19 protein-coding genes, 1 tRNA gene and 1 pseudogene are annotated in these 21,015 nt (G+C 43.8%); 4 read left to right on the top strand and 17 right to left on the bottom strand.

All coding sequences use genetic code 11. The features are described 5' to 3' along the window. Positions 1–448: 448 nt before the first annotated feature. The gene (locus tag AC4IFO_RS08165; RefSeq protein ID WP_490733380.1) at positions 449–1,519 is read right to left on the bottom strand and encodes an NAD(P)H-dependent amine dehydrogenase family protein; all 1,071 of its coding nucleotides are present in this window, start codon (positions 1,517–1,519) and stop codon (positions 449–451) included. Positions 1,520–1,880: 361 nt separating this feature from the next. Between AC4IFO_RS08165 and AC4IFO_RS08160 the strand changes: the two genes are divergently transcribed. Further along, a tRNA-Ile gene (locus AC4IFO_RS08160) sits at positions 1,881–1,957 on the top strand. Between the two features lie 388 nt (positions 1,958–2,345). After that, positions 2,346–4,130, top strand: a complete 1,785-nt coding sequence (locus AC4IFO_RS08155; protein ID WP_490733378.1) for a P-loop NTPase fold protein — start codon at positions 2,346–2,348, stop codon at positions 4,128–4,130. Between the two features lie 638 nt (positions 4,131–4,768). On the opposite strand, the gene AC4IFO_RS08150 is transcribed toward AC4IFO_RS08155, so the two are convergent. Beyond that, positions 4,769–5,353: a hypothetical protein gene (locus tag AC4IFO_RS08150; RefSeq protein WP_490733376.1), complete on the bottom strand. Its 585-nt coding sequence runs from the start codon at positions 5,351–5,353 to the stop codon at positions 4,769–4,771. On the opposite strand from AC4IFO_RS08150, the pseudogene AC4IFO_RS08145 reads away from it, so the two are divergent. Together AC4IFO_RS08145 and AC4IFO_RS08140 are read left to right on the top strand one after the other, a co-directional pair. Continuing rightward, positions 5,326–5,529: pseudogene (locus AC4IFO_RS08145) on the top strand (tyrosine-type recombinase/integrase); the annotation flags it as partial. The gene AC4IFO_RS08150 and the pseudogene AC4IFO_RS08145 overlap by 28 nt on opposite strands. Then, on the top strand, positions 5,526–6,551 hold the full coding sequence (locus AC4IFO_RS08140; RefSeq protein ID WP_490733374.1) for a hypothetical protein: 1,026 nt from the start codon (positions 5,526–5,528) through the stop codon (positions 6,549–6,551). The pseudogene AC4IFO_RS08145 and the gene AC4IFO_RS08140, both read left to right, overlap by 4 nt. A gap of 244 nt (positions 6,552–6,795) precedes the next feature. Here AC4IFO_RS08140 and AC4IFO_RS08135 read toward each other — a convergent pair whose 3' ends face one another. The 15 genes from AC4IFO_RS08135 to AC4IFO_RS08065 form a co-directional block, all read right to left on the bottom strand. After that, positions 6,796–8,439 carry a thiamine pyrophosphate-binding protein gene (locus AC4IFO_RS08135; RefSeq protein WP_490733372.1) on the bottom strand — a complete coding sequence of 548 codons (1,644 nt, stop codon included), beginning with the start codon at positions 8,437–8,439 and terminating at the stop codon, positions 6,796–6,798. Between the two features lie 41 nt (positions 8,440–8,480). Continuing rightward, on the bottom strand, positions 8,481–9,950 hold the full coding sequence (locus AC4IFO_RS08130) for an aldehyde dehydrogenase (RefSeq protein ID WP_490733370.1): 1,470 nt from the start codon (positions 9,948–9,950) through the stop codon (positions 8,481–8,483). A gap of 11 nt (positions 9,951–9,961) precedes the next feature. After that, positions 9,962–10,753: an aspartate dehydrogenase gene (locus tag AC4IFO_RS08125; protein WP_490733368.1), complete on the bottom strand. Its 792-nt coding sequence runs from the start codon at positions 10,751–10,753 to the stop codon at positions 9,962–9,964. 11 nt (positions 10,754–10,764) lie between these two features. Then, complete coding sequence (locus AC4IFO_RS08120) at positions 10,765–11,559, bottom strand: SDR family oxidoreductase (protein ID WP_490733366.1); 795 nt, start codon at positions 11,557–11,559, stop codon at positions 10,765–10,767. Beyond that, positions 11,556–12,401: an alpha/beta fold hydrolase gene (locus AC4IFO_RS08115; protein WP_490733517.1), complete on the bottom strand. Its 846-nt coding sequence runs from the start codon at positions 12,399–12,401 to the stop codon at positions 11,556–11,558. Before AC4IFO_RS08115 ends, AC4IFO_RS08120 begins: the two co-directional genes overlap by 4 nt. A 15-nt stretch (positions 12,402–12,416) precedes the next feature. Beyond that, complete coding sequence (locus AC4IFO_RS08110) at positions 12,417–12,929, bottom strand: cupin domain-containing protein (protein WP_490733364.1); 513 nt, start codon at positions 12,927–12,929, stop codon at positions 12,417–12,419. Between the two features lie 26 nt (positions 12,930–12,955). Continuing rightward, positions 12,956–14,236, bottom strand: coding sequence for an MFS transporter (locus AC4IFO_RS08105; RefSeq protein WP_490733362.1), 1,281 nt, complete (start codon positions 14,234–14,236; stop codon positions 12,956–12,958). 18 nt (positions 14,237–14,254) lie between these two features. Continuing rightward, entirely contained in the window at positions 14,255–15,469 is a 1,215-nt protein-coding gene (locus AC4IFO_RS08100; RefSeq protein ID WP_490733360.1) for an NAD(P)/FAD-dependent oxidoreductase, read from the bottom strand. A 1-nt stretch (position 15,470) separates the two neighbouring features. Next, positions 15,471–16,400, bottom strand: a complete 930-nt coding sequence (locus AC4IFO_RS08095) for a VOC family protein (protein WP_490733358.1) — start codon at positions 16,398–16,400, stop codon at positions 15,471–15,473. Between the two features lie 106 nt (positions 16,401–16,506). Then, positions 16,507–17,283, bottom strand: coding sequence for an IclR family transcriptional regulator (locus AC4IFO_RS08090; RefSeq protein WP_490733356.1), 777 nt, complete (start codon positions 17,281–17,283; stop codon positions 16,507–16,509). 32 nt (positions 17,284–17,315) lie between these two features. After that, on the bottom strand, positions 17,316–18,071 hold the full coding sequence (locus tag AC4IFO_RS08085; RefSeq protein ID WP_490733354.1) for an SDR family oxidoreductase: 756 nt from the start codon (positions 18,069–18,071) through the stop codon (positions 17,316–17,318). After that, entirely contained in the window at positions 18,064–19,104 is a 1,041-nt protein-coding gene (locus AC4IFO_RS08080) for an aromatic ring-hydroxylating oxygenase subunit alpha (RefSeq protein ID WP_353243750.1), read from the bottom strand. The genes AC4IFO_RS08085 and AC4IFO_RS08080 overlap by 8 nt, the downstream gene beginning before the upstream one ends. 55 nt (positions 19,105–19,159) lie before the next feature. Then, positions 19,160–19,468: a recombinase-like helix-turn-helix domain-containing protein gene (locus tag AC4IFO_RS08075; RefSeq protein ID WP_219244508.1), complete on the bottom strand. Its 309-nt coding sequence runs from the start codon at positions 19,466–19,468 to the stop codon at positions 19,160–19,162. Between the two features lie 2 nt (positions 19,469–19,470). Beyond that, positions 19,471–19,785 carry a Rieske (2Fe-2S) protein gene (locus AC4IFO_RS08070; protein WP_225818478.1) on the bottom strand — a complete coding sequence of 105 codons (315 nt, stop codon included), beginning with the start codon at positions 19,783–19,785 and terminating at the stop codon, positions 19,471–19,473. A gap of 273 nt (positions 19,786–20,058) precedes the next feature. Continuing rightward, positions 20,059–20,988, bottom strand: a complete 930-nt coding sequence (locus tag AC4IFO_RS08065; protein WP_490733352.1) for an MBL fold metallo-hydrolase — start codon at positions 20,986–20,988, stop codon at positions 20,059–20,061. Positions 20,989–21,015 lie beyond the last annotated feature (27 nt).

Raw genomic sequence — 21,015 nt, 5'->3', positions numbered from 1 at the left:
GGGTTTTTTGTGATAATATTGTTTTATTTATCAGTTCATTGAGTGGTTATTTTGAAGTGTTAATGGCTGTTTTTGGATAAGGAATATAAAGTGTAACATAACATTTCAGTGCGTTTTTTTAGATTAATAGATAAATAAAATTACTTATATTCTATGCTGTGAGTCGTTGTCAGCCTATTCGAGATGATGTTGTGAAAATGACTGTAATACAGGCGTAATGCAATCAGGCTAGAAACCCGTTTTGCTGCTTAGAGGACAATTTTGTATTTTACTGGGGGAACCCCAAAAGAAATCAGTCGCATTTTTGTTCTGGCGGGAAACGTTATCTGCTGAATTAGCACAGAGTCACAACCTGTGTTGTAAATAAAAAGGCCGCAATGGTATGCATTGCGGCACTATTGAACACTTAACTAAACGGCATGACACCTTAAGGCGTGTTTCTCTCTGTTTATAAGTACTCGTGCATCGGTTTAGTCATATAGACATTATTTGGCATTTTTTCCGTGGTGGTATAGCCTGCCGGGCTATTAATTAGCGCTGGAATGCGGTTAACTAAGTTTGCACAGGTTAGCTCAACCGTTGCTGGGTTATTCACCTCAATGGCGGTATCAGGCTCACCGATTAACTGCCAGCTATTTTTATCACATTCATCAGCAGTTAAAATTTTCCCAATACATTCGGTTTCGAGGGTCACACCTTCAGCGGTTTCGGTGATGACAACCGCGGATAACCCAAGTACATCGCCTTTTTTCACCGTCATTTTCAGTGTGTCAGAATAAATATCGGCTTGCGCGATTTGTGGAACGCAGCGCTGTGTTTGGCTGGTAATGGTTAAACCTAGGCGGCTACATAACCAGCCATTTTGTGTCCACATATAAGGCGGTGCATATTCGCCACTCTCAATTTTTTGGGAGATAACGTCATAAGGTAAGTCATTGTAATTGCCAATTTGCTGGTTAAATTCATCAACGGTAAGCCCTGCACCGTGGCCGATTGCCAAGGCAATCCCGTAGTCTTCCACGTTATAGCAGCTAGAGCCTTTGATTTTTACCAGTTTGTGCATTGACCCTGCTAAGGTATCGACGAGTACACCCCAATACATGTCGGGGTAGCCGCTTCCTGCTAAGGTACAGTTATTGGCTTTCGCTAATGCATCAAGCTTTTGGGTAATTTCAGGTGATGAATTCCAAGGATAAAGGGCTTCTTCACCGGTCGAAATTGCATTAACGCCATGGCGAGCGAACAATGAGAATGCGTCTTCTAAGTCAGCCATGGTGCTGAGTGTCGCAATAATCCCGACATCGGGTTTTAAGGTTTCGAGGGTTGCGTCCGCTTCATGTAGAGGCTGTACTTTTACGCCTGTCGGTTTAGTACCCGCGATTTCGCCGATATCTTTACCAATGACCGCATCGTTGATATCAAAAGCCGCCACAACTTCAGCGCCATGCTCTTGTAAGTAACGGATTAAAAATTTGCCCATTTTTCCGCAACCATATTGAACTGCACGTACTTTTTTCATCGTTTTTGTCCTCTATGCGAATTATCTATGAGTCATATTGGAAGATCTAAGCTATAAAATTATTGTTCTATATCAATTATTTGAATAAAGGATGTTTAATAAAATTGATTGCCGTTATGTGACCATTTACAGGGTAAATTTGAAATAAAACAGGGGAAAATATGACGAAAGTATATAAAGGCCAGTGTTATAAAAATTGGCAGTTACTCACAAAAAGGGAATATCATGGTGTGATTAATAGATTTGAGGAATGCTATTACATTGAAATATAAGTGCGATAACGGTTTTGCACACAATTTCACCATACGGTTTTGAAACACTAGACCTACGATAAAACTGCACGTATAATCCATCCCACTTCGGCCCCTTAGCTCAGTTGGTTAGAGCAGTCGACTCATAATCGATTGGTCACTGGTTCAAGTCCAGTAGGGGCCACCAAATTTTAGCTGTTAAATCAGCGCATTAAGCCACTTTTAACGAAGTGGCTTTTTTGTGTCTAAAAGCCAATGGCGACAAAATGGCGACAGAGATTCACCGCTGCTATTGATTCTAAGGACTTATGCATATGAATAATTTCGAAGTAACTCCCTAAGTACAGTTCTGTTCGCATGCCTGTACCTGCTAACCTCACAGATGTACTTTTGCTAGAATGTAAGCAAGCTGGCGTGGATGAGTGAAAATGCAGCCCTTTGTTTTATCTAATGTCCAATTTGTGCTCACTACTAAAATTATGTGTCCTTTAATACTTCAATCATTTCATTATTTACGACGTCATTTTCTAAAGCTAATAAACCCTACCGTTAGCTCTATGATACAAGGAAATTCAATGAACAAGCATCTAACAACATATTTAGATTACTATAGAACACTAGAAAAGCCTGGATATGCAGTGTTAGTTACAGGTGACTGGGGCTGTGGAAAAACATATCAAATTAAACAATATTTCAAAGAGCATGAGATATGCTACGTCAGCCTTTTCTCCATAAATTCTATTGATGATATTTATGCAACGGTTTTTGCTAAGATGTATCCCAAGAAAGCAGCTTTAAAAAAGCTCGTTGGTAGCATTGGGGATGTTGACGCAAGCGTATCTGATTCAGTTACTTTAGGTTTAGGAGGGATTTTAAGTCGCGTAGGAAATGCTCTAATAAAGGAAAATGTTGATAATAAAAAAATAATAATATTTGATGATTTAGAAAGAGCAATTGGTAAAAAAATAATAAGTATTAGTGAGTTCTTAGGTGTCATCAATAACTATATTGAACATGCTGGGTGCAAAGTCATTGTAATAGCCCACGATGGAGAGATTCCAACTGAGTTTGAGAAAACCAAAGAAAAAGTTATTGGGCAAACAATAAAAGTAAACTCTGATATTCATGGCGCACTAAATACTTTTTTAGCTAAAAGCGAACTGAAAAGGCTATACCCTGACATCAAAGATATTTTGTTATCTGCATTTGAACAGTCTGGTTATTCATCATTGAGAGTTTTAAAATATATAATAAATGATTGCGATAGACTTTATGACATAGTGAGGAATGGAAAGTTAAGTGGTAATGAAAGTTTTATCTATGATTTTTTTTATTATTTCATCATATTATGTATAGAGTTTAAAAATGGAAAACTCAGTTATGATGAATACTTAAAATATGATGAAATTCTTTTGGAACATCAAACTAAGATGTTATCAAATGAACACCCTGATGACCCTAACCCTTTAATTATTGAAAGAAAATATAATAATTTTAATTTCTTAAATGAATTAATTAGTAAAGAAACTATTGTTCAAATAGTTTCTGATGGTTATTTTGATTATAAAAAGATAAACGAAGATATAGATAAATCCAATTACTTCAAGAAAGAAGAAGAAAAACCATCTTGGTATAAATTTTTAGAGTTTGACAGACGAAGCTTTGATGCTATTGATTCAGCAACACAAGCAGTAAAATTGGACTTTAATAACAGAAAATTTAACAAACGCGGAGATATATTTCACTTATTTAACTGTATGTTTTTACTGGAAATGGTAAGTAACAAAGAACCAAATTATAAAAAAATTCTATCAGCCTGTAAAAAATACATAGATGATATTTTTAAGAATGGAAGTATTGAAATAAAAAATCCAAAATTAAATGATTGGAACATGGATTTCTTCTCTTATGAAGGAAAGAGGTTTTGGGTTTTTCCTGAATATGAAAGTTATTCTAATGATGCTCTTAATTATATAACCAAAAAAATGCATGATGCTTTTCATATAAAAAGTTCAAAATATGATGTGCTTGATAAAATGAAAAGTGATTTATCCAACCTGTTTAAGGTGCTAACTAAATATAGAGGAAACTATGGCGAGTATTGCGAAACCCCTATTCTTACTAACATTAATCCGCTAGAGTTTGTGAATACTTGGTTATCTTTACCTGCTATTAATCAAGGTGAAATTAGCTCCTTATTACGAAGTCGTTATGATATGGACAGATTACGCCGCTCACTTAAAGATGAGAAAGCTTGGTTAAGTGATGTATTTAATGAGCTAGATAAAAAAGCAAGCAGTATGAATGGACTTCATGCTTTTAGAATTGAAAGGCTTAAATTGAATATACCTACTGAGTAGCAGTTATTTTAACTCAACAATGAAGTAAATTTATTTACCTTACGATTAATTAAGCCACCTTTCTTTGGTGGCTTAATTGATTCATTTCAGTTTTTCATTTTCTCACAAACTGCATAATTACTGGCCTTTTGAAATCATGCGGCTAATTTCGCGATCCAACCAAATCCGCGTAAAATAGAAATTTCTTTTATCTTTCATTATGTTGCGTATTTAGCGCAATCCATTCTGTGATCCAAAAACTGAAATCTCCTGAAATTCTTTTCACACATTTCAGTTTGAAATTTTCGATAAAGCGATAGCACTGGCGCGGCTTGGCGATATGTTTTGTAGAATTTGAAAACTGAAATAATTTTATGATCCAAATTGTGCAGGCGGGTGCGGTGTAGTGCATTTTACGTGGTAGGTAACTTTATTTCGTGGGGTAGCACTGCATCTGCGCCATGCTGTTGATGTGATCCAAATAAAAGATTGCTTGATGTGGTTTGACTGTTGGTCGTCTGTGTGGGCCTCTAGTGAGGAATTTTAGGCACAAAAAAACTCAACTGGTAAGGTTGAGTTTTCTGTATATGCAATTGCTTGCATGAAAGTCCGATATTTCAAAGCTAACAATACAAGTTTAATCTTTTTCTGCTCACATCTCAACCAATAACAGGAGAGTACTTTTCTCTCATAACATCTAACTGCATCTGAGAACGTCTAAACTCATCTGCATTCAATGGCGTTCCTGTGCTGTGGTGGCTGTGGTTGGCGGTGAGTTCGGCCAACTCTTTCACGATATCCAATGTATCAATCATCAGCTGTGCCACGTTAATTTCTTGGCTACCAATCCAAACAACCGGTGCAATGATTTCTTGTTTGGTACCCGCGATACTCTGCTTAAGTGCGCCTACCTTTTCAATCAGCTTTTGGCCAATAGTGAGCGCGGCATCTTCGGCAATATCAATCTCTGCTTTCTTACCGATGCTGGCCACTAAGTTACCTTTTGATGCAATGCTGTAATCACCGTCGGCTATCTGTTGGATTGCTCCTGCCAGTAATGTTGCAGTGCCTAGTACCATAGTTTTGTCGGTGGCTTGAATAGTGGTCTCTCGGGTAACCAAGGTGCGCTGTTCCGTGTCTGCGGTGACTTGCCGATGCATCGAGGATTCACTGCTCGTCTGGTCAGTTTGTCGTTGCCAGCTGAGACCTTGTTTAAATTGAGTTGCCTGAACGACAATTATCACAAGTTTTGCATCACATTTTTGGATCTCACTTTATGATGTCCGGTGGAAATATTTTAGTATTACAAAGAATCCTTGGTCATACTGATATCAAAATGACAATGCGGTATGCCCATTTCGCCCCAGATCATCTTAATGATGCACTGGTTTATAATCCTTTGGTGAAGTTGAAGATATGAGCCTAGCTATAATCATATTATTAATTATATTTGTGCCTGCTATTCCATTTTTCTGTTTACTAAAAAAAAGGAAATGGAAGTTTTGGCTAGATGAATCTAGCTTACATGTACAACCACTATTTTGGTTTTTAGTTTTTCTTCCTCTCATTATCAGTGGTATTGCATGGGTATTAGTTGCTCAGGATTATGAGTTAGATGTATCTACAAACGGTTATAGTCGATTGATGGAAAATGCAAAGTTTCCATTTTTAATCTTAGCACTATCACCAATTTTAGGTGCTTTTGTCACGAGTGCACATCGTTCACTTCAAACAGAACTTCAAATAAAAACTGCCAAAGAGCAATTAGAAGAAGCACAAAAGAAAAATAAAGTTGATATATACTTATCAACAAGGAAATATATTTTAGATCAGTTAGGAATGATAAATTTTAATGGCAATGAAATTGGTGAACCGAATACATTATATAAAAAAGCATTTAGAAAAATAAGTATCTATGAAGATACTATAAATACTGAATTCCATAAAAGAACTAACATAATACTAAGTGAAATAATTGTTTCATTAGATGGGGTGTTTAATGCTAATTCAGAAAAGTTGTTTTTAATATATGAAAAAAAGTCATTCTTACTTTTAAAAGATTATAGAAGTAGGATGGAAAATATTGAGCCAGTAAAGAGGTTAAGTCGCAATATTGATATGTTAAGGCAGCATTTGGGATTGTCAACATGTAAAGAAATTATGAATAATTTTGATAGGATACATCAAATATATTCAAATGATGTACTAGAAAAAAAAGAAGTATCAACTAAATATGTCTTAAAGGCATTTATCAATGATGTCATTTATGAGATAGAAATGTTGATTTTCACAGTAAGTGAAATAACTACTATATTGTTGATAGATGGCTCATTAGAGGAACACCTTCCAATGTTAGAGTCTTTAAGAGCCAAAAATCAGCAAGTAGATATGGCAAACATTGGCGACAAACTGGCGGCAGAGAACCAAAACCCTCCTGAATAACCATCAGTTACCGTTTTCTATCCTTTTGATAAATATGTAATTTATTGATTTATAAAGGGTAGGGAACGTACTCATAATCGATTGGTCACTGGTTCAAGTCCAGTAGGGGCCACCAAATTTTAGCTGTTAAATCAGCACATTAAGCCACTTTTAACGAAGTGGCTTTTTTGTATCTAGTGGATTGGTCTACAAACAAAAAGAGCAGCCTTTAGCTGCTCAGACAGTATTTTTGAGTAAAAACTAATTAAAACAACTTTTTCTGCGGTGGGCCTGAGAAATTCATTTTGCCGATTTTATTCATCAGCACTTCGACCACAACAGGTTTTTTTAAATCAATGGCTTGCTGGAGTGTTGATTTAAAATCCGTGGCTTTGTCGATGGTAAATGCGGTAATGCCCATTGATTGAGCTAATTGGTTAAATGAAGGCGTTAGTAATTCATTATAATACTGTCGCCCTGCGAAATATTTTTCCTGAATGCCTCGCATCACGCCATAGCCATTATCATTCATAATAATCAAAACGATAGGGAGTTGCTCTTGTGCCATGGTAGCGAGTTCCCCAATCCCTAGCATCAAACCGCCATCACCAACAAGGCCTATGACCGAGGTGTCTGGGTTGGCTTTTGCGCTGCCGATAGACATCGCGAGACCCAAACCAATTGCGCCGGCAAGGGAGTGAATATTGTGCATCGGCTTCGTGGCTTTTAATAACCGACTGCCCCATAAGCTCCCTGAAACCGTAATGTCCCGCACAAAAATACCTTCTTTTGGTAGCGTTTGTTCAACGGCATCACTGAGGTCGCTATAAGCACCGCATTGCTCGCGCAGTTGTTGCTCTGCCTGCTGAACCGCATTTTGCACCTGTTTTTTCCACGCGTCAGATACAGGGCGGTTGGCGAGCTCCATTTTATCTGCCAGTGCTTCCAGTAAGGCCTTCGCATCACCAGTTATATTAATATCAGCAATGTAATTTCGATTGGCAGCTTGCGGGTCAATATCAAGTTGGATCAGCGGGCGCGGTAAAGGTAATGACCATGTTTTGGTTTCATTGCTGCGCAAGCGGGAGCCAACCACCAAGGATAAATCGCAGCTACGCATTAAGGCATCAATGGAATCTGCGTTATGAAAGGCGCGTAAGCTAAAAGGATGATCATCGGATAGAATTCCGCGTCCGTGGGTACTGCTAATCACGGCAATCCCCTGATCAGCAAGGCGTTTTATGGCAGATGCTGCCTGTAATGCCCCTGCACCAATCCATAATAATGGCTGTTTTGCTTGCTGAAGTTTATCCCAAATAGTGTCGACGTGAGAAGCGCTGCATGCAGGCAATGCAGAGGGAACAACGGGGGCGTTTAATACAGAGATGGGCACTAGCGCACCTTGAATGTCGATTGGAATTTCAATGGATACGGGGCCGCAAGGCACGGTTTGGGCGACTTGGATGGCTTTGTGCAAGACGGCGACCGCTTGCTCTGCACTGTGTACGCGAAAAGCTTGCTTGGAACTTGCCCGCAAAAATCCGAGCTGATCAGGGGTTTCATGGATAAACCCTGCGTCCATATCTAAATAGGCTTTTTCCACCTGACCCGTAATGTGGATCATGGGTGAACAAGCATTCATGGCTTCAATCATTGAGCCAATGGCATTCCCCGCGCCTGCACCTGTACTGGTTAATGCCACACCGAGCCCACGAAAACGGCTATGGGCATCGGCCATGGTCACCGCGCCCGCTTCGCCGCGGCTTGGGGTAAAGTCGATGATCCCGCGACGGCCAATGGCATCAGCAATGGGTAAATTATGAATTGAAATGACACCGTAAACCGTGGTGACTTGGTATTGCTCTAATGTTCTGGCGACGGCTTCGCCAACCGTAATCATGTCAGACATTATATTCTCCTTAATGCTTGAATAATCCTTTGACGGATTGGTTATTCACACCAACGGTTTGGTTGTGGGTTAAGTGCCAGAAACAGACTTTTTTGTTGCATGTAGGCTTTGAGGCTTTCAAGGCCTTTTTCACGACCCAGGCCGCTTTCTTTAAAGCCGCCAAATGGGGTGGAAATAGAAAAAACTTTGTAGGTGTTGACCCACACGGTGCCTGTTTCAAGGGCATCCGCCAGTTTAAAGGCGCGGGTATAATCACGCGTCCAAATTCCCGCTGCGAGTCCGTACACGGAATCATTGGCTTGTTGAATGAGTTCATCTTCGTTATCAAAGGGGATGACTACTAAGACGGGACCAAAGATTTCTTCTTGGCAAACACGTGCTTGGTTATTTAAGCCTTCAATAATAGTGGGGCAATAATAGTTCCCCGATTGCAGGGCCGGGTCTGAAGGGATTTTCCCGCCAAGGCGAATTTTCCCACCTTCTTGAATGGCCAGATCAACGTAGGCCTGCACGCTATTGCGGTGAGCTGGGGAAATTAATGGGCCAATGTGTACACGTTCTTGACGAGGGTCACCGATAATTAAGTTTTGGGTTAATGCGGTGAGTTTTTCCATAAATTTGTCGTATATCTCGCGGGCGACAAATAAACGGGAACCCGCGATGCACGCTTGCCCCATCGAACTAAAAATACCGTAGCAAACACCGTGAGCAGCAAGGTCAAGGTCGGCATCGGATAACACAACTGTCGGGGATTTCCCGCCTAACTCTAACGAAGTGGTGATCAGTTTATCTGCCGCAATATGGGCCAGTTGTCGCCCTGTATTGGTGCCCCCTGTGAAGGAGATTTTTCGCACTAAAGGGTGGCGAACAAGGGCATCGCCGATAATTGAGCCTTTGCCCGGCAGTACGCTCAACAAGCCGCTAGGTAAGCCCGCTTGCTCAAAGATTTCAGCGAGTTTTAACGAGATAAGCGGCGTTGCTTCTGCGGGTTTCAATATGACGGCGTTCCCTGCGGCAATGGCGGGGGCAATTTTTTGCATATCACTAGCAATCGGTGAGTTCCACGGGGTGATAGCCGCAATAACGCCAATAGGTTGGTAAGTACTTATTGTCATGATATCCGTTTGGCGGCGAGGGGGAAGTTCACCACCCGACACTTCACAGACCGCAGCAAAATAACGAGCGGTAGCCGCGGCACTCATCACTAGGCCACGGGCTTCAGCCCACGGCTTGCCGTTATCCAAGGTTTGTAAGCGCGTTAATTCTTCGCGCTGTTCGTCAATTAACGTGCTGACTTTATACAAAATAGCGGCACGCTGGTGGGCAGGCATATTTCGCCATGAGGGCTCTCGCCATGCGGCTTCTGCGGCAATCACGGCGTCTTCGACGTCTTCAAGGCTAGCGCTATTTAGGGTCGCAACGATATGGTTATCACCAGGAAAACGCGATTGCATCTCTTTTCCGCGGCCCAATTGCCATTTTCCGCCGACAAAAATATCCATTTTATTCATGATGTTCTCCGTCAAATGGCATCCTGTTCAGCAACACGACGGCAAATTTCCACCGCACTTAGGGCTGATAACATGGATGTTTTCGGGTTAGAGGGAAGTGGATTGCCATTGAGTTCGATGCAAAACTGCCCAAAATCACCTTGTACTTCAATGCGATGGGTGTTTTTACTCGTATTGGGGTCAACAATCAGCTGCACTTGGGTGTCATCCATACCAATTCCGTAAAGGGCAACGGTTGCGGCAACATTGGCATTCGCTGGGAAATTAAGTGCAGCTTCCCGTGCACTACCCGTAAAAAATACAGTTGCCTCAGTGACTTGAGATAAGTCGATAAATTGCTCGGCGGGGCCATTACGCCAACTCGCTGGGCTTTTGCGTGATTGATAAGTCACTTGCGTAATATTGGCTTCTCTCGCCGCACGTAACCCATCAAGCCCTGCAACGGCACCGGTTAGCGGGATCAACTGCCCATGATGTTGTTTAGCTAACGCGGTTAAGTGCTGTGCCGTTGTTGTGTCCGCGAGTGCCCCCGTTGAAATAATCGCGAGCCTCCACCCCTTTTGCAAAACAAGAGGGGCGTATTGTTTAACGGCTTGATGGCTGGCACATTCCAACACAAGAGAGGGCTTCTCATTAATTTGGTTGATATCCTCAATTGGGGTGACTTCCCCATGAAAGCGCTTAAGAATGGCGTCGTGGTGATGAGCGCGAGCAACAATCCAGCGCAGCGTTATCCCACGAGGTAAGCGAGTAATCACTTCTTCTGCCATCGCGCCATAGCCAATTAGCATTAACGTTTTCATATTTCAATCCTTTAAATTTGATGGGCAAAGCCACCTGAGACATCCAAAGCTGCACCCGAGGTAAATGACGCCATCGGGGATGCTAAGAAAACCAGTGCGCGAGCAGGTTCTTCAGGTTTGCCCAAGCGCTGCATGGGAATGCCGCGGTTTTTGGCGATATTGCCTATCCATTGTTCCCAAGTCAGATCGGTGTCGCTGCGGCTTTCGAAGCGGCGGCGCCATTGGTCAGACTCTACCATGCCCAGTAAGATAGAATTGACGCGAATTCCTTTGGGTAACAATGTTTTAGATAAATTCAGTGTCATGTTTAATAGTGCGGCTCTTGCCGCAGATGTGGCGACCATATGGGGTTCAGGTTGCAACGCCAGCAATGAATTCACGCAGGTAATTGAGGCGATATTTGATTGCTCTAAGAGTGGTAAGAACGCATTCACAGGGTTTATCACCCCAAATAATTTCAATTGGGCTTCGTGCAGCCAAGCGTCTTCTGGCGTGTCTGAAAAGTTGGCGACGTAACCTTGGCCTGCGTTGTTGATCAGTAAATCTGTTTGCCCGTATTGCTGGCGAACTTGCTCGGCAAAGGCTTCGATTTGGGTTTTATCTAATACGTCGCAGGTCACAGCGATAAAATTTCCCTGCGGGTATAACGCTGTTAATAGGGTTGTTGCGGCTTGTAATTTATCTTTATTTCGACCACAAAAGGCCACTTTGCACCCTTCATCGAGTAACAATTTGACGGTCGCAAAACCAATGCCAGAGCTTCCGCCAGTCACGACAGCGACTCGGTTATTTAACTGTAAATTCATGCGTGTTTCCTTTGCAAAGCAGCCGTCGATAAAAAGTGAGTGAGGTGCTGGTTAAATTCAGCGGGTTGGTCAAGGTAGCTCGCATGACCCGCTTGTGGAAGATAAAACAGTGGGCACTGTTTTTGTTGCGCTAATTGGCTAACTTGCGAAGGTGGCGTGATAGTGTCTTCTTCTCCAACCAGCATTTCGATCGCGCCAGTATAAGCTTTTAAATACAGGCTGATATCGTCATGCGCCAGCATCCAAGCGGCGGATAAAAAACCCGTTGGGTTGAGCTTTCTCATATTTTGCTGTACCCACTCGATTTTTTCTTGTGAAGCCGTGGGTGACAGTAAGGCTGCCGCACGGTTTTGTGCATAGGCTTCGATACCTGAGTTAAACACAATATCGTGCCTTTGGTCATACACGCGGTTGCGTTCTTCAAGGCTTTTTGTTCCGTAACCTTGTGCGGGGTTAGCGAGCAATAAGCCATTGACGCGCGAAGGATGCAAAGAGGCAAAAGCGCAGGCCATTAAAGCCCCCAACGAGTGGCCGACGAGGGTCACTTGCTGTAATCCCAGCCCATCAAGAAAGGCTTCTAACGCATCGGCGTAATCCAGTGCCACCGGCGTTTTTGTCGCCAATTCAAGGCTATTCATATAACCAGGTGCCTCCCAACAATAGAGATGATAGCGGTGAGTCAGTGATGATGCCGTCAGTTGAGAAATCCATGAGGCCGAGCCTGAGCTAATGCCATGGAGGAGGATCACGGGCTCCCCTTGGCCCGCTTCCCGCCAATTAAGGCGGTATTGACCAAAGTTTGCGAGCTGAAGCTCGGGTAAATTTTCAATTGGCAGACTCATCACTGATTACTCCTGTTATCCGCGTTTAACTTTTGATAATGGGTGGTCTTCTGGGTAAGTTGGGATAGCGGGTTTTTGCGTCCCAATCATCACGCACATTAAGGCTTCTTCTTCCCCGTGATTGAATAAGCCGCGGTAAATCCCCGCAGGAACGGAAATCAAATCACGCTCTTTTAAGACCGTTTCATACTCTTCGTCGCCGTCTTTGATAAACAACGTAATGGTGCCTTTGAGCATGAAGAAAACTTCTTCAACATCAGGGTGTAAGTGCAGTGGCCCTTCACACTTAGACGGTAACACCATGGTCGAAAAGGTGAAGTTTTCCGCAGGAACGGTATTGACGTCACTGGCGACACCTGTAGCCCCTGTACCGATATAACGCATTTGGGCACGGCGGTATTTCGGGTCGTAATCGGCTTGGAATTTCAGTGCGTTCCAGTCGTATTTGCGCCCTTCAAGGCGGGCAACTCGGGACTCAATCCATTGTGCCATTGGGATCCCTTGGGGTTTGATTTGAGGTTGTGACATAGCGTTATCTCCTAAAGAGGCAGTGTTTAGTATTTTTTCAGTAAGGGGAGCAATAACAAGCTGCCCACTAAACCAATAATGACGATAAATAACAGCCCACTATCCATAGTGTGGGTAACGGTAATCAACACACCCATTAACAGCGGTGCAGCAGCGCCAGCAAGGTTTCCTAGACCATTGAATATGCCACCCGCAAGGGCACTGACTTGCTTTTGTGTCGCTTTAGCCAGTAATGCGAAGATGTTAGGGGCACCGGCTCCCCACATAAACATGCTGAATGCCATCATTAAAATGATGCTGTAGGTCTCGGTGAGGAACAGTACGCCCGCCAAACCAAGCACAGCACCCAATAATGAGATGAAACATACAAGGGCTCTACGGTCGTAGCGATCAGAAAGCCACGCACCAATCGCTTCACCAAACAACATGGCAATAAATGGGAGGGAAGAGAGGATCCCTGCGTGTTCCAAGTGAATGGATTTTCCTTTAATTAAGTAGCTTGGTAACCAGCCATTCATCCCCCAGAGGTAGACTAAAAATGCGATGTTAAACATGCAGATAATCCAAAAATGGCTATTTTGAAATAAGCGTTTTTTATGGGCTTTCATTTCTGCAATCTGTTCTTCAGGCAGTTTTTCCCCTGATGATGTTTTTAGTTGAGCACTGCGGTTGACTAAATTTGGGTGGCGAATACCGAAGACCACCAACCACCACACCGGCACGGTAAAGGCTGCCATGACGAAAAAGGTACTTTGCCAGCCAAAATTGTTTAAAAGATACAAAGCGATAGGGAACCCTAGCGCTGCACCTAGGGGAGTGCCCAGTAACCAGAGCATGGTGGCGCGAGCTTGCATTTTTGGTGGAAAAGTGCGGCGGATAATGGCATAGGCGATGGCTAATAATGGCCCTTCAGCTATACCGAGTAATACACGTAGAAAAACCATGGTGCCGTAATGGTGGGTGAACCCCATAAAAATCATTAAGAAGCACCAGCTACTGATCATAAAGAGCAGCATTTTTGTGGGGTGAAAACGGTCACCAATGCCACTGAGTAACATGGATGAAACGCCATAGGCGAATAAAAAGGCGCTCATTAATAAGCCTAAGCGGGTCGGATCAAAATCAATGCCTAGCGCTTGTTGGAATTTTTCGTCGGAAAACAGAGCAGCGATGCTAATTTTGTCAAAAAATGCCAGTAAAACGCAGGAAAATAGGCCGATGGGGATCAGCCAGTTCACTTTTTCTGGTGCATCCTGCGTACTTTGTGCATTTTCATTGGCGGATATCGTGATACTTTGATTTGCCATGTTTTTTCCTCGCAGGCACTATTTAAGTGACATTAGTGAAAATGTGGGGTCGGCAAGTTCTGAGGGAACCAATTTACGCTGGTTTTGCAGCCAACGTTTACCCAGTTTGATCGCGCGAGCATCATTAAAGGCCACCATTTGAACCAATTCGTTGGCTTCATTTAAGGCAAAATGAACCTCGGAATTTTCGCTGTGGCGCTGGACGTGTTGCAGGTTTTGCGTACTCGGAACACCCAAGATTTGTATATTGTCTTGGTATTGATCAGACCAAAGCCAAGCGGGCTCATTAAACCCTGAGGATAGCGGGTTAAGCATCGCTTTTGCGGTGGTGATGGCTTGGTTTTGTGCATAAGCCCATGATTGTAAACACAAAGAAAGCGTCGGGTGGCAGGCAATATCCCCTGCGGCGTAGATATCAGGGTGGGAGGTTTTCCCTTGGTCGTTGATCACGATGCCATGGGTAACGGTTAACCCCGCATCTTTTGCGAGCTCAAGGTTGAGCTCAACACCAATCCCCATCACGGCAAGGTCAAAGGATTGAGTAGAGCATTTTGAGCAGCCGATTTGTAATGTGTCGTGGTCATCAATTAATTGAATATCGCCACAATCTGTAATGACCTGAACGCCAGCTTGGTGATGGCGTAGCGCTAATGCATCAGAAACACTTTGCGGAACACTGCGTTCACACAGGCGGTTTTGACGTTCAAAAATCGTCACATCAAGGCCCATTTTCCGTGCGGATGCTGCGACTTCTAAGCCAATCCACCCCCCGCCAATGATGGCGATTTTTTGGGCGGATAAGAGTCTGGAACGTAGCGCTTGGGCATCATCCCATGAGCGTAAGGCAAATACGTGCGGGTGCTGTTGCCATGCTGTTGAGAGGTAACGCGGGCGGCCGCCTGTTGCGATAAGCAGTTTATCGAAGTTAACTAACCGCCCATCATTGAGGTAAACACATTTAGCCTGTGTATCAATTCGCTCGGCGCGTACGGGGCGAAACCATTGCAAATTCAATGCACGCGTGTCGTCTTCACTAAACAAACGTGATAAAACCGCGTCTTCTTGTGTGAGAACCGCTTTTGACAGCGGTGGACGTTCGTAAAAATCGTGGTTTTCATCGCTGATCACTGAAATTGTGCCTTGGTAACCTTCGTCTCTGAGGGTTTTTACGGCCCAGCCACCCGCCTGACCTCCACCAATAATGACAATACCGCCTTGAATTAAGGTACTCATTTTATGACTCCTTGGTCGGCTTGACTTGGCGGCGTGTTTCGTAATCTAAACCACCTTCAACCGCCCATTCGGTAAATGAAACCAGTGAGTGTTCCAGTTCCCTTGGTTGCCATTTTTCGGTGAGGTAGTCATCGTTGGTGTAGTATTCGAATGCACCGCCTGTTGGGCTATTGACGTACCAAAAATAGGCGGATGAGATTGGATGGCGACCAGGGCCAATAAAGGTGCTCCAATTATGGCGGTTCATGGCTAAGCCCCCACCAATCACTTCATGAATATCCCGAACGGTAAAGGCAACGTGGTTCAAGCCACTGCCACGGTGCGGCAATTTCAGTAAAAATAAATTATGGTGGCAGCCGTTAATTTGGGCGCGCAGGAAAACGGCGCGGTCGATGTAGCGATCAGACACTTGGAAACCCAGTTTTTGGCAATAAAATGCTTCTGTCGCAGGGAGGTCATCAACAAAGAAAACGACATGGCCGACGTTGATCGGATTGGCTTTTTCATAAATCGGGCTAGGTTTATCAATACGGCGAATGTCTCCCCATTGATTGATACCCGTGACGTCGAGCTGAACGTCTTTTTGCTGTGAAAGGCAAAAAGCGACGGTCATGCCATTCGGATCACGGCATTGTGCGCCAGTGGCTGTTCGTTCAAACCCATCACACCCTTGAATGTTGTCGATAATTTGATTTAAATTGGCGAGGTTTTCAACGCCCCATGTAATGCGCCTTAGGGTTGAGCCCGTTTCAAAAGGTGCGGGAAGGGCGGCATCGTCAAGGGGAAATAATGCCAGTTCAGCCCCTGATAGCGTGGTAAATACACTGGGATTGTTGTCCGAAACGTGTAAGCCGAAGTCATGTAAAAATTTTTGGCAGGCCGTGAGGTCTTCGACGCCAAATTCTAATTTTTCTATTCCAATCACTGACATAGCTTAATCCTCTATAGGGTGGTGTTATTGCCTAGCGCGTTTTTTGGGCAAAGGAGAGCCGAGGCTTATGGCAATAAACCGAAAATGGGTAAGTTTTTCGTTAACGCTAAATCACTTTGGCTGGGCTGATACCGCCAATAAATTCAGTCAGCTTTTGTGCCGCACTACGTACTTCATTCTGTAAATGTTGGCGCTCCTGCACAGGGATACTGTCCATGGGAACCATGATGCTGATCGCTGCCTCGACCCCGTTGTCTTGGTTGTAAACGGGATAAACAATGGAGGAGATACCGCGGCGATAAAATGACTCGCCAATAACATAACCACGCAGTTTGTCGGCTTGGATCATGTTCCAGAATTCGTGTTTGCTGCCCGCGTTATCCGGTAGCTCTTCATCAGGGTAAAGGGCGTCAAATTCTGTAGAAGACAGCCCACTTAATAGCATTCGCCCTAAAGAGGTTCGATGAGCCGATAAGCGTGTGCCGACGCTGACATGGTTAATTTTGGATTCCGCACCACTGACGCGAGCGATATAGATAATGTCTCGGCCATCACGGATCACCAGATGGCTATTGCACTGGCTGCGATCGCGCAAATGTTCAATAATCGGCTGGCCTAACTGGGTTAAATCGAGAGAGGCAATATAACCAAGGCCAAGGCTAAGCACTTTGCGACCCAGTGAAAATGCGCCAGTTCGCGGGTGTTGCACAAGGAAATCCAAATGTACCAAGGTCTGGATCGCACGATAAGCGGTGGCTTTAGGCATATCGACTAGGCGTAGGATTTCGGCAAACGTGAGCTCGCGGTGCTGCTGAGCGAGCAGGAGAAGAAGCTGCAATCCTTTTTCCAGACCGGGTATCAAATACTTACATGTTGAATTCAATGCGTTAACCTCGCCGCCAACGCGGTCATCAATTAGTTAAAAACAAAGCCGCCGTTGACGGGTATAAGCTGCCCTGTCACAAAATTTGCCATATCAGAAAGCAAATACAGTGCGGTGCCAGTGACATCTTCAGGTAGTTGCTCCCCTTGTAAGGCTCGCCCATTTTCATAAAGCTGGTGGCGTTCTTCAGGGACATATTCAGTGGCTTCAACCTTGGTTAGCCCCGGTGCAATTGCATTAACGCAAATGCGGTGCTGGCCTAACTCTCGCGCCATCGAGCGAGTCATACTGATAATCGCCCCTTTACTGGCAACATAAGCCATTAACCTTGGCGCCCCCCAAAGGGCGGTATCAGACGCAACATTGACGATTTTTCCCTGTTGGCTTTGCTTTAATAGTGGCAATGCCGCTTTTGTGACCAACCAAGTTCCTTTGACATTCACGGTCATAACGCGATCCCAAAGCTCAAGATCGTATTCATCCAATGTTTTGCCACCCACACCCGTTGCGAGAGCCGCATTGTTGATCAACCCATCAATGGCACCTTGCTTAGCGATATGCTCAAAGGCTTGGTGAATAGAAGCGGGATCAGCAAGATCGACACAGTAACTTTGTGCATCAAACCCTTGGCGGCGTAATATTTCGGTGCTTTCTTGCAAACGTTCTTCAAGAATGTCACACAGAATGACTTTAGCGCCTTGTTCTGCGACGGCTTGGGCAAAGCTAAAACCGAGCCCTCTTGCTGCGCCAGTGACCACAATACGTTTTCCCGCCAATAGGTTATGCATTTTCAGTTTCCTTACCGTAAATCAGTTCAAACTGTTTTTTGGCTTCACGCTGCATAATGCGGCGAAGACGCGATAAACCGACATCGTGTTGGTAGAGAAACTCGTGGTTACGCGCATTTGGTGCGAGGTTTTCTAAAATAATGCGGTCTTGCTCTAACACATCCCAGTGCAGCCCTTCTAAGCGGTTACGGTACATAAAGCGCCAGAGATCGCGTTGCCAATCTTTGACTTTACGAATTCGCCAGAAGAATACGCGGCAGTGATCTTTATCTTCTGGAACGACCATGCCAATGATCCAAAAGTGGCCGCCCGGTCCAAAACGTTTTTGATATGGGATGGATAAACGCAACCAGTTTGCGCCTGTACTGGCAAATTCTACCCAGTCGAAGTTAACACCAATTTGATCATTCTTACGGAAAATAAACCCCGTTTGAGTCGCTTCAAGGATCATCTCAGACTGTTTATCCCCTTCAGCCATGGAGTGTGAAGAAGAGTGCAAATAGGTGCCATGCATTGGATCCATCACGTTTTCAAGGGCATACTGATAGTTGCATTTCCACGATGCAGTGCAGAGGAAGTGGCTATGGTTTTCGCCATCGGCTAATTCTTCAGGGAATTCAAGTGCTGGTGGTGTTTCCCCTTCAATCACCGCAAAATAGAGAAAAATAGCACCGTGAACTTCTTGAACTGGGTAGGTTTTTAAGCATTTTTGGCCTTCAAGAGGGCATTGGCTAACCGCTGGAACGTCCTTGACAATACCATCTCCGCCCACTTCAACGCCGTGGTACCAGCAAGCAATACGTTCACCAAGATTCCAGCCCATGGATAAACGTGCGCCGCGGTGAGGGCATCTGTCTTCTAAGGCATGAATTTGGCCTTTATCATCGCGCCATAAGACAATTTGCTCTTCAAGGCGAGTGATACCGATGGGGTTGCTGCTCACTTCCCAGCTTGATAATACGGGGTACCATTGTCCTCGTAGCCCCACATCTAAATACGCTTGATAGTTTTGAGGTTGTGTATTCGTTGTCATAATTTGCTTCCGATTATCAAAGGTTATTTTTATTTTTTGTATAAGTTACAAAGCATTAATACCCATTAACGAGCAAAAATTCGCGAAAACTACTTGGTGTCCATGTATGACCTTGTCGGTCAAATAAGAGTTGTTGATTTAGGGCTTCAACAAGGGCTTCGAGGGTGTCAGTACCCGCGGCAAATAAGTTTTCTAATGCACCAATCAGCGCTGTTTCATATTCGTCGGGAAGGCGTGAACGTGTTTGCCAGACAATATTAGGGGCGCTCCCCGGCGCTTGGATGCTCCCTTTTCCGCCTTCTCGAGCAGGGATAATCTGATTATTTGCGGGTAGGTAAGGGTTAATATTTTGAATCGGTTCCATGGCTACTCCTCAATTAAACTAATTTCGATTTGGTTTTCATGAATTCGAGTTTGGTAGGTTTTTAAATCTCGACCACCAGGTTCCCGTAAGCATTTGCCTGTTTTGATATCAAAAATGGCTTCGTGTAGAGGGCACTCGACCTTGCCATCTTCCACAAACCCTTGACTGAGTAGGGCATAAGCATGAGGACAAACATCTTCCAAAGCGTAATATTGGTCTTCAACTAAAAAAATGCCGATTTCGTTGTCATTCACTTTGGCGGAAAAGGGAAATTCTTCTTGAACTTGTGAAACATCGCACACCGCAATCCAGCTCATTATTTTCTCCTCTTAATACGCAGTAACATTTTGTTTCATATAAGAAACATTGTTTATTATTTAAAACCAGATTAAATGTAGGGGTGATTAATAGTCAATCGAATGTTGACTATATGTAAAATATTCGTTTCAAAGTGTGGGGTGTGTCGAGCTTATGGCGTAGTTTAGTTTCATATAAGAAACTGAGGTTAAGAAGTGAACAGTGGATCTGGCGTAAATTACTTTGAGCCAATCATAGCCACAAAATAGTTTGTGGCTATTTTGTTGTTTAGATTATTTTAATTCAAACCGTTGTAAGTCTTTACTTACGGTAACTGGGCCTGCGTATTGTTTTCTGACTTCCTCTATCCAAACTTCATCAGTAATCGATGGATCATCAGCGGGAACGAGGTGGGTGAGCACCAAGTGTTTTACATTGGCTTCTTTGGCAATTTTACCGACATCTTCTGCGGTGGTGTGGTGGGAGATAATCGCTTTTGCGAGAGTTGAACCATTGCCAATTCGGTTGGCTAATTTCTCAACACCAGAAACCAGCACGACTTCACTAACTAAAAGGTCAGCATCTTTAGCGAATTCAATAATTTGTTTATTATCAATCATATCACCCGTGATAACGACGGTTTTACCCTCTGATTGAATTTTATAGGCAAGAGCTTCATCGGAGTTAAAAGGGGGATGTGGCACAAACAACGCGCTGATTTTGACGCCGTCTTTATCCATCACGACCCCCTCAGAAATATCTTTGGCGGTGACCATATTACGTAAATCAGGCTTGCCTTCATCTTTAATACGTAAATCAATATCGCGCTTAAAGGTGTCCCAAACGCCTTTGGTCATGCTTTCCGTGCCCACAGGGCCATAGACCGTCACATTGTGGTTGAGCCCGCTGTTCCATGCATTTAGTAATAACGCTGGGTAATCGGCAACATGGTCACTGTGCAGGTGAGTAATAAAGATGGAGTCAATATTTTTAAGTGGAGCTTTGGATTGCACTAACCGTAAAGTTGCGCCGTATCCTGCGTCAAAAAGATAGGTTTTATCCCCTTTAATAAAAGCCGTGGATTGCGGCAAGCGCGCTTCATTTAATATGGATGGCCCACCTTTTGTGCCAAGGGTAATGATTTCATCCGCATTTGCGAAAGAACTTGAACCAAATAATGCGGCTGTAAGGGATAGGGAGATTAACAGTGGTTTGATTTTCAAAATAGCACCTCTTTTTATTATAAATAA

Source organism: Providencia sp. UF-224 (assembly GCF_058245955.1).
This window is presented reverse-complemented; position numbering and strand designations above follow the sequence as displayed.

What these genes read in the sequence shown, in the direction of transcription:
- AC4IFO_RS08165 (WP_490733380.1), bottom strand. Translation starts at nt 1,519, where the DNA reads ATGAAAAAAGTACGTGCAGTTCAATATGGTTGCGGAAAAATGGGCAAA.
- AC4IFO_RS08155 (WP_490733378.1), top strand. Translation starts at nt 2,346, where the DNA reads ATGAACAAGCATCTAACAACATATTTAGATTACTATAGAACACTAGAA.
- AC4IFO_RS08140 (WP_490733374.1), top strand. Translation starts at nt 5,526, where the DNA reads ATGAGCCTAGCTATAATCATATTATTAATTATATTTGTGCCTGCTATT.
- AC4IFO_RS08135 (WP_490733372.1), bottom strand. Translation starts at nt 8,439, where the DNA reads ATGTCTGACATGATTACGGTTGGCGAAGCCGTCGCCAGAACATTAGAG.
- AC4IFO_RS08130 (WP_490733370.1), bottom strand. Translation starts at nt 9,950, where the DNA reads ATGAATAAAATGGATATTTTTGTCGGCGGAAAATGGCAATTGGGCCGC.
- AC4IFO_RS08125 (WP_490733368.1), bottom strand. Translation starts at nt 10,753, where the DNA reads ATGAAAACGTTAATGCTAATTGGCTATGGCGCGATGGCAGAAGAAGTG.
- AC4IFO_RS08120 (WP_490733366.1), bottom strand. Translation starts at nt 11,559, where the DNA reads ATGAATTTACAGTTAAATAACCGAGTCGCTGTCGTGACTGGCGGAAGC.
- AC4IFO_RS08115 (WP_490733517.1), bottom strand. Translation starts at nt 12,401, where the DNA reads ATGAGTCTGCCAATTGAAAATTTACCCGAGCTTCAGCTCGCAAACTTT.
- AC4IFO_RS08110 (WP_490733364.1), bottom strand. Translation starts at nt 12,929, where the DNA reads ATGTCACAACCTCAAATCAAACCCCAAGGGATCCCAATGGCACAATGG.
- AC4IFO_RS08105 (WP_490733362.1), bottom strand. Translation starts at nt 14,236, where the DNA reads ATGGCAAATCAAAGTATCACGATATCCGCCAATGAAAATGCACAAAGT.
- AC4IFO_RS08100 (WP_490733360.1), bottom strand. Translation starts at nt 15,469, where the DNA reads ATGAGTACCTTAATTCAAGGCGGTATTGTCATTATTGGTGGAGGTCAG.
- AC4IFO_RS08095 (WP_490733358.1), bottom strand. Translation starts at nt 16,400, where the DNA reads ATGTCAGTGATTGGAATAGAAAAATTAGAATTTGGCGTCGAAGACCTC.
- AC4IFO_RS08085 (WP_490733354.1), bottom strand. Translation starts at nt 18,071, where the DNA reads ATGCATAACCTATTGGCGGGAAAACGTATTGTGGTCACTGGCGCAGCA.
- AC4IFO_RS08080 (WP_353243750.1), bottom strand. Translation starts at nt 19,104, where the DNA reads ATGACAACGAATACACAACCTCAAAACTATCAAGCGTATTTAGATGTG.
- AC4IFO_RS08075 (WP_219244508.1), bottom strand. Translation starts at nt 19,468, where the DNA reads ATGGAACCGATTCAAAATATTAACCCTTACCTACCCGCAAATAATCAG.
- AC4IFO_RS08070 (WP_225818478.1), bottom strand. Translation starts at nt 19,785, where the DNA reads ATGAGCTGGATTGCGGTGTGCGATGTTTCACAAGTTCAAGAAGAATTT.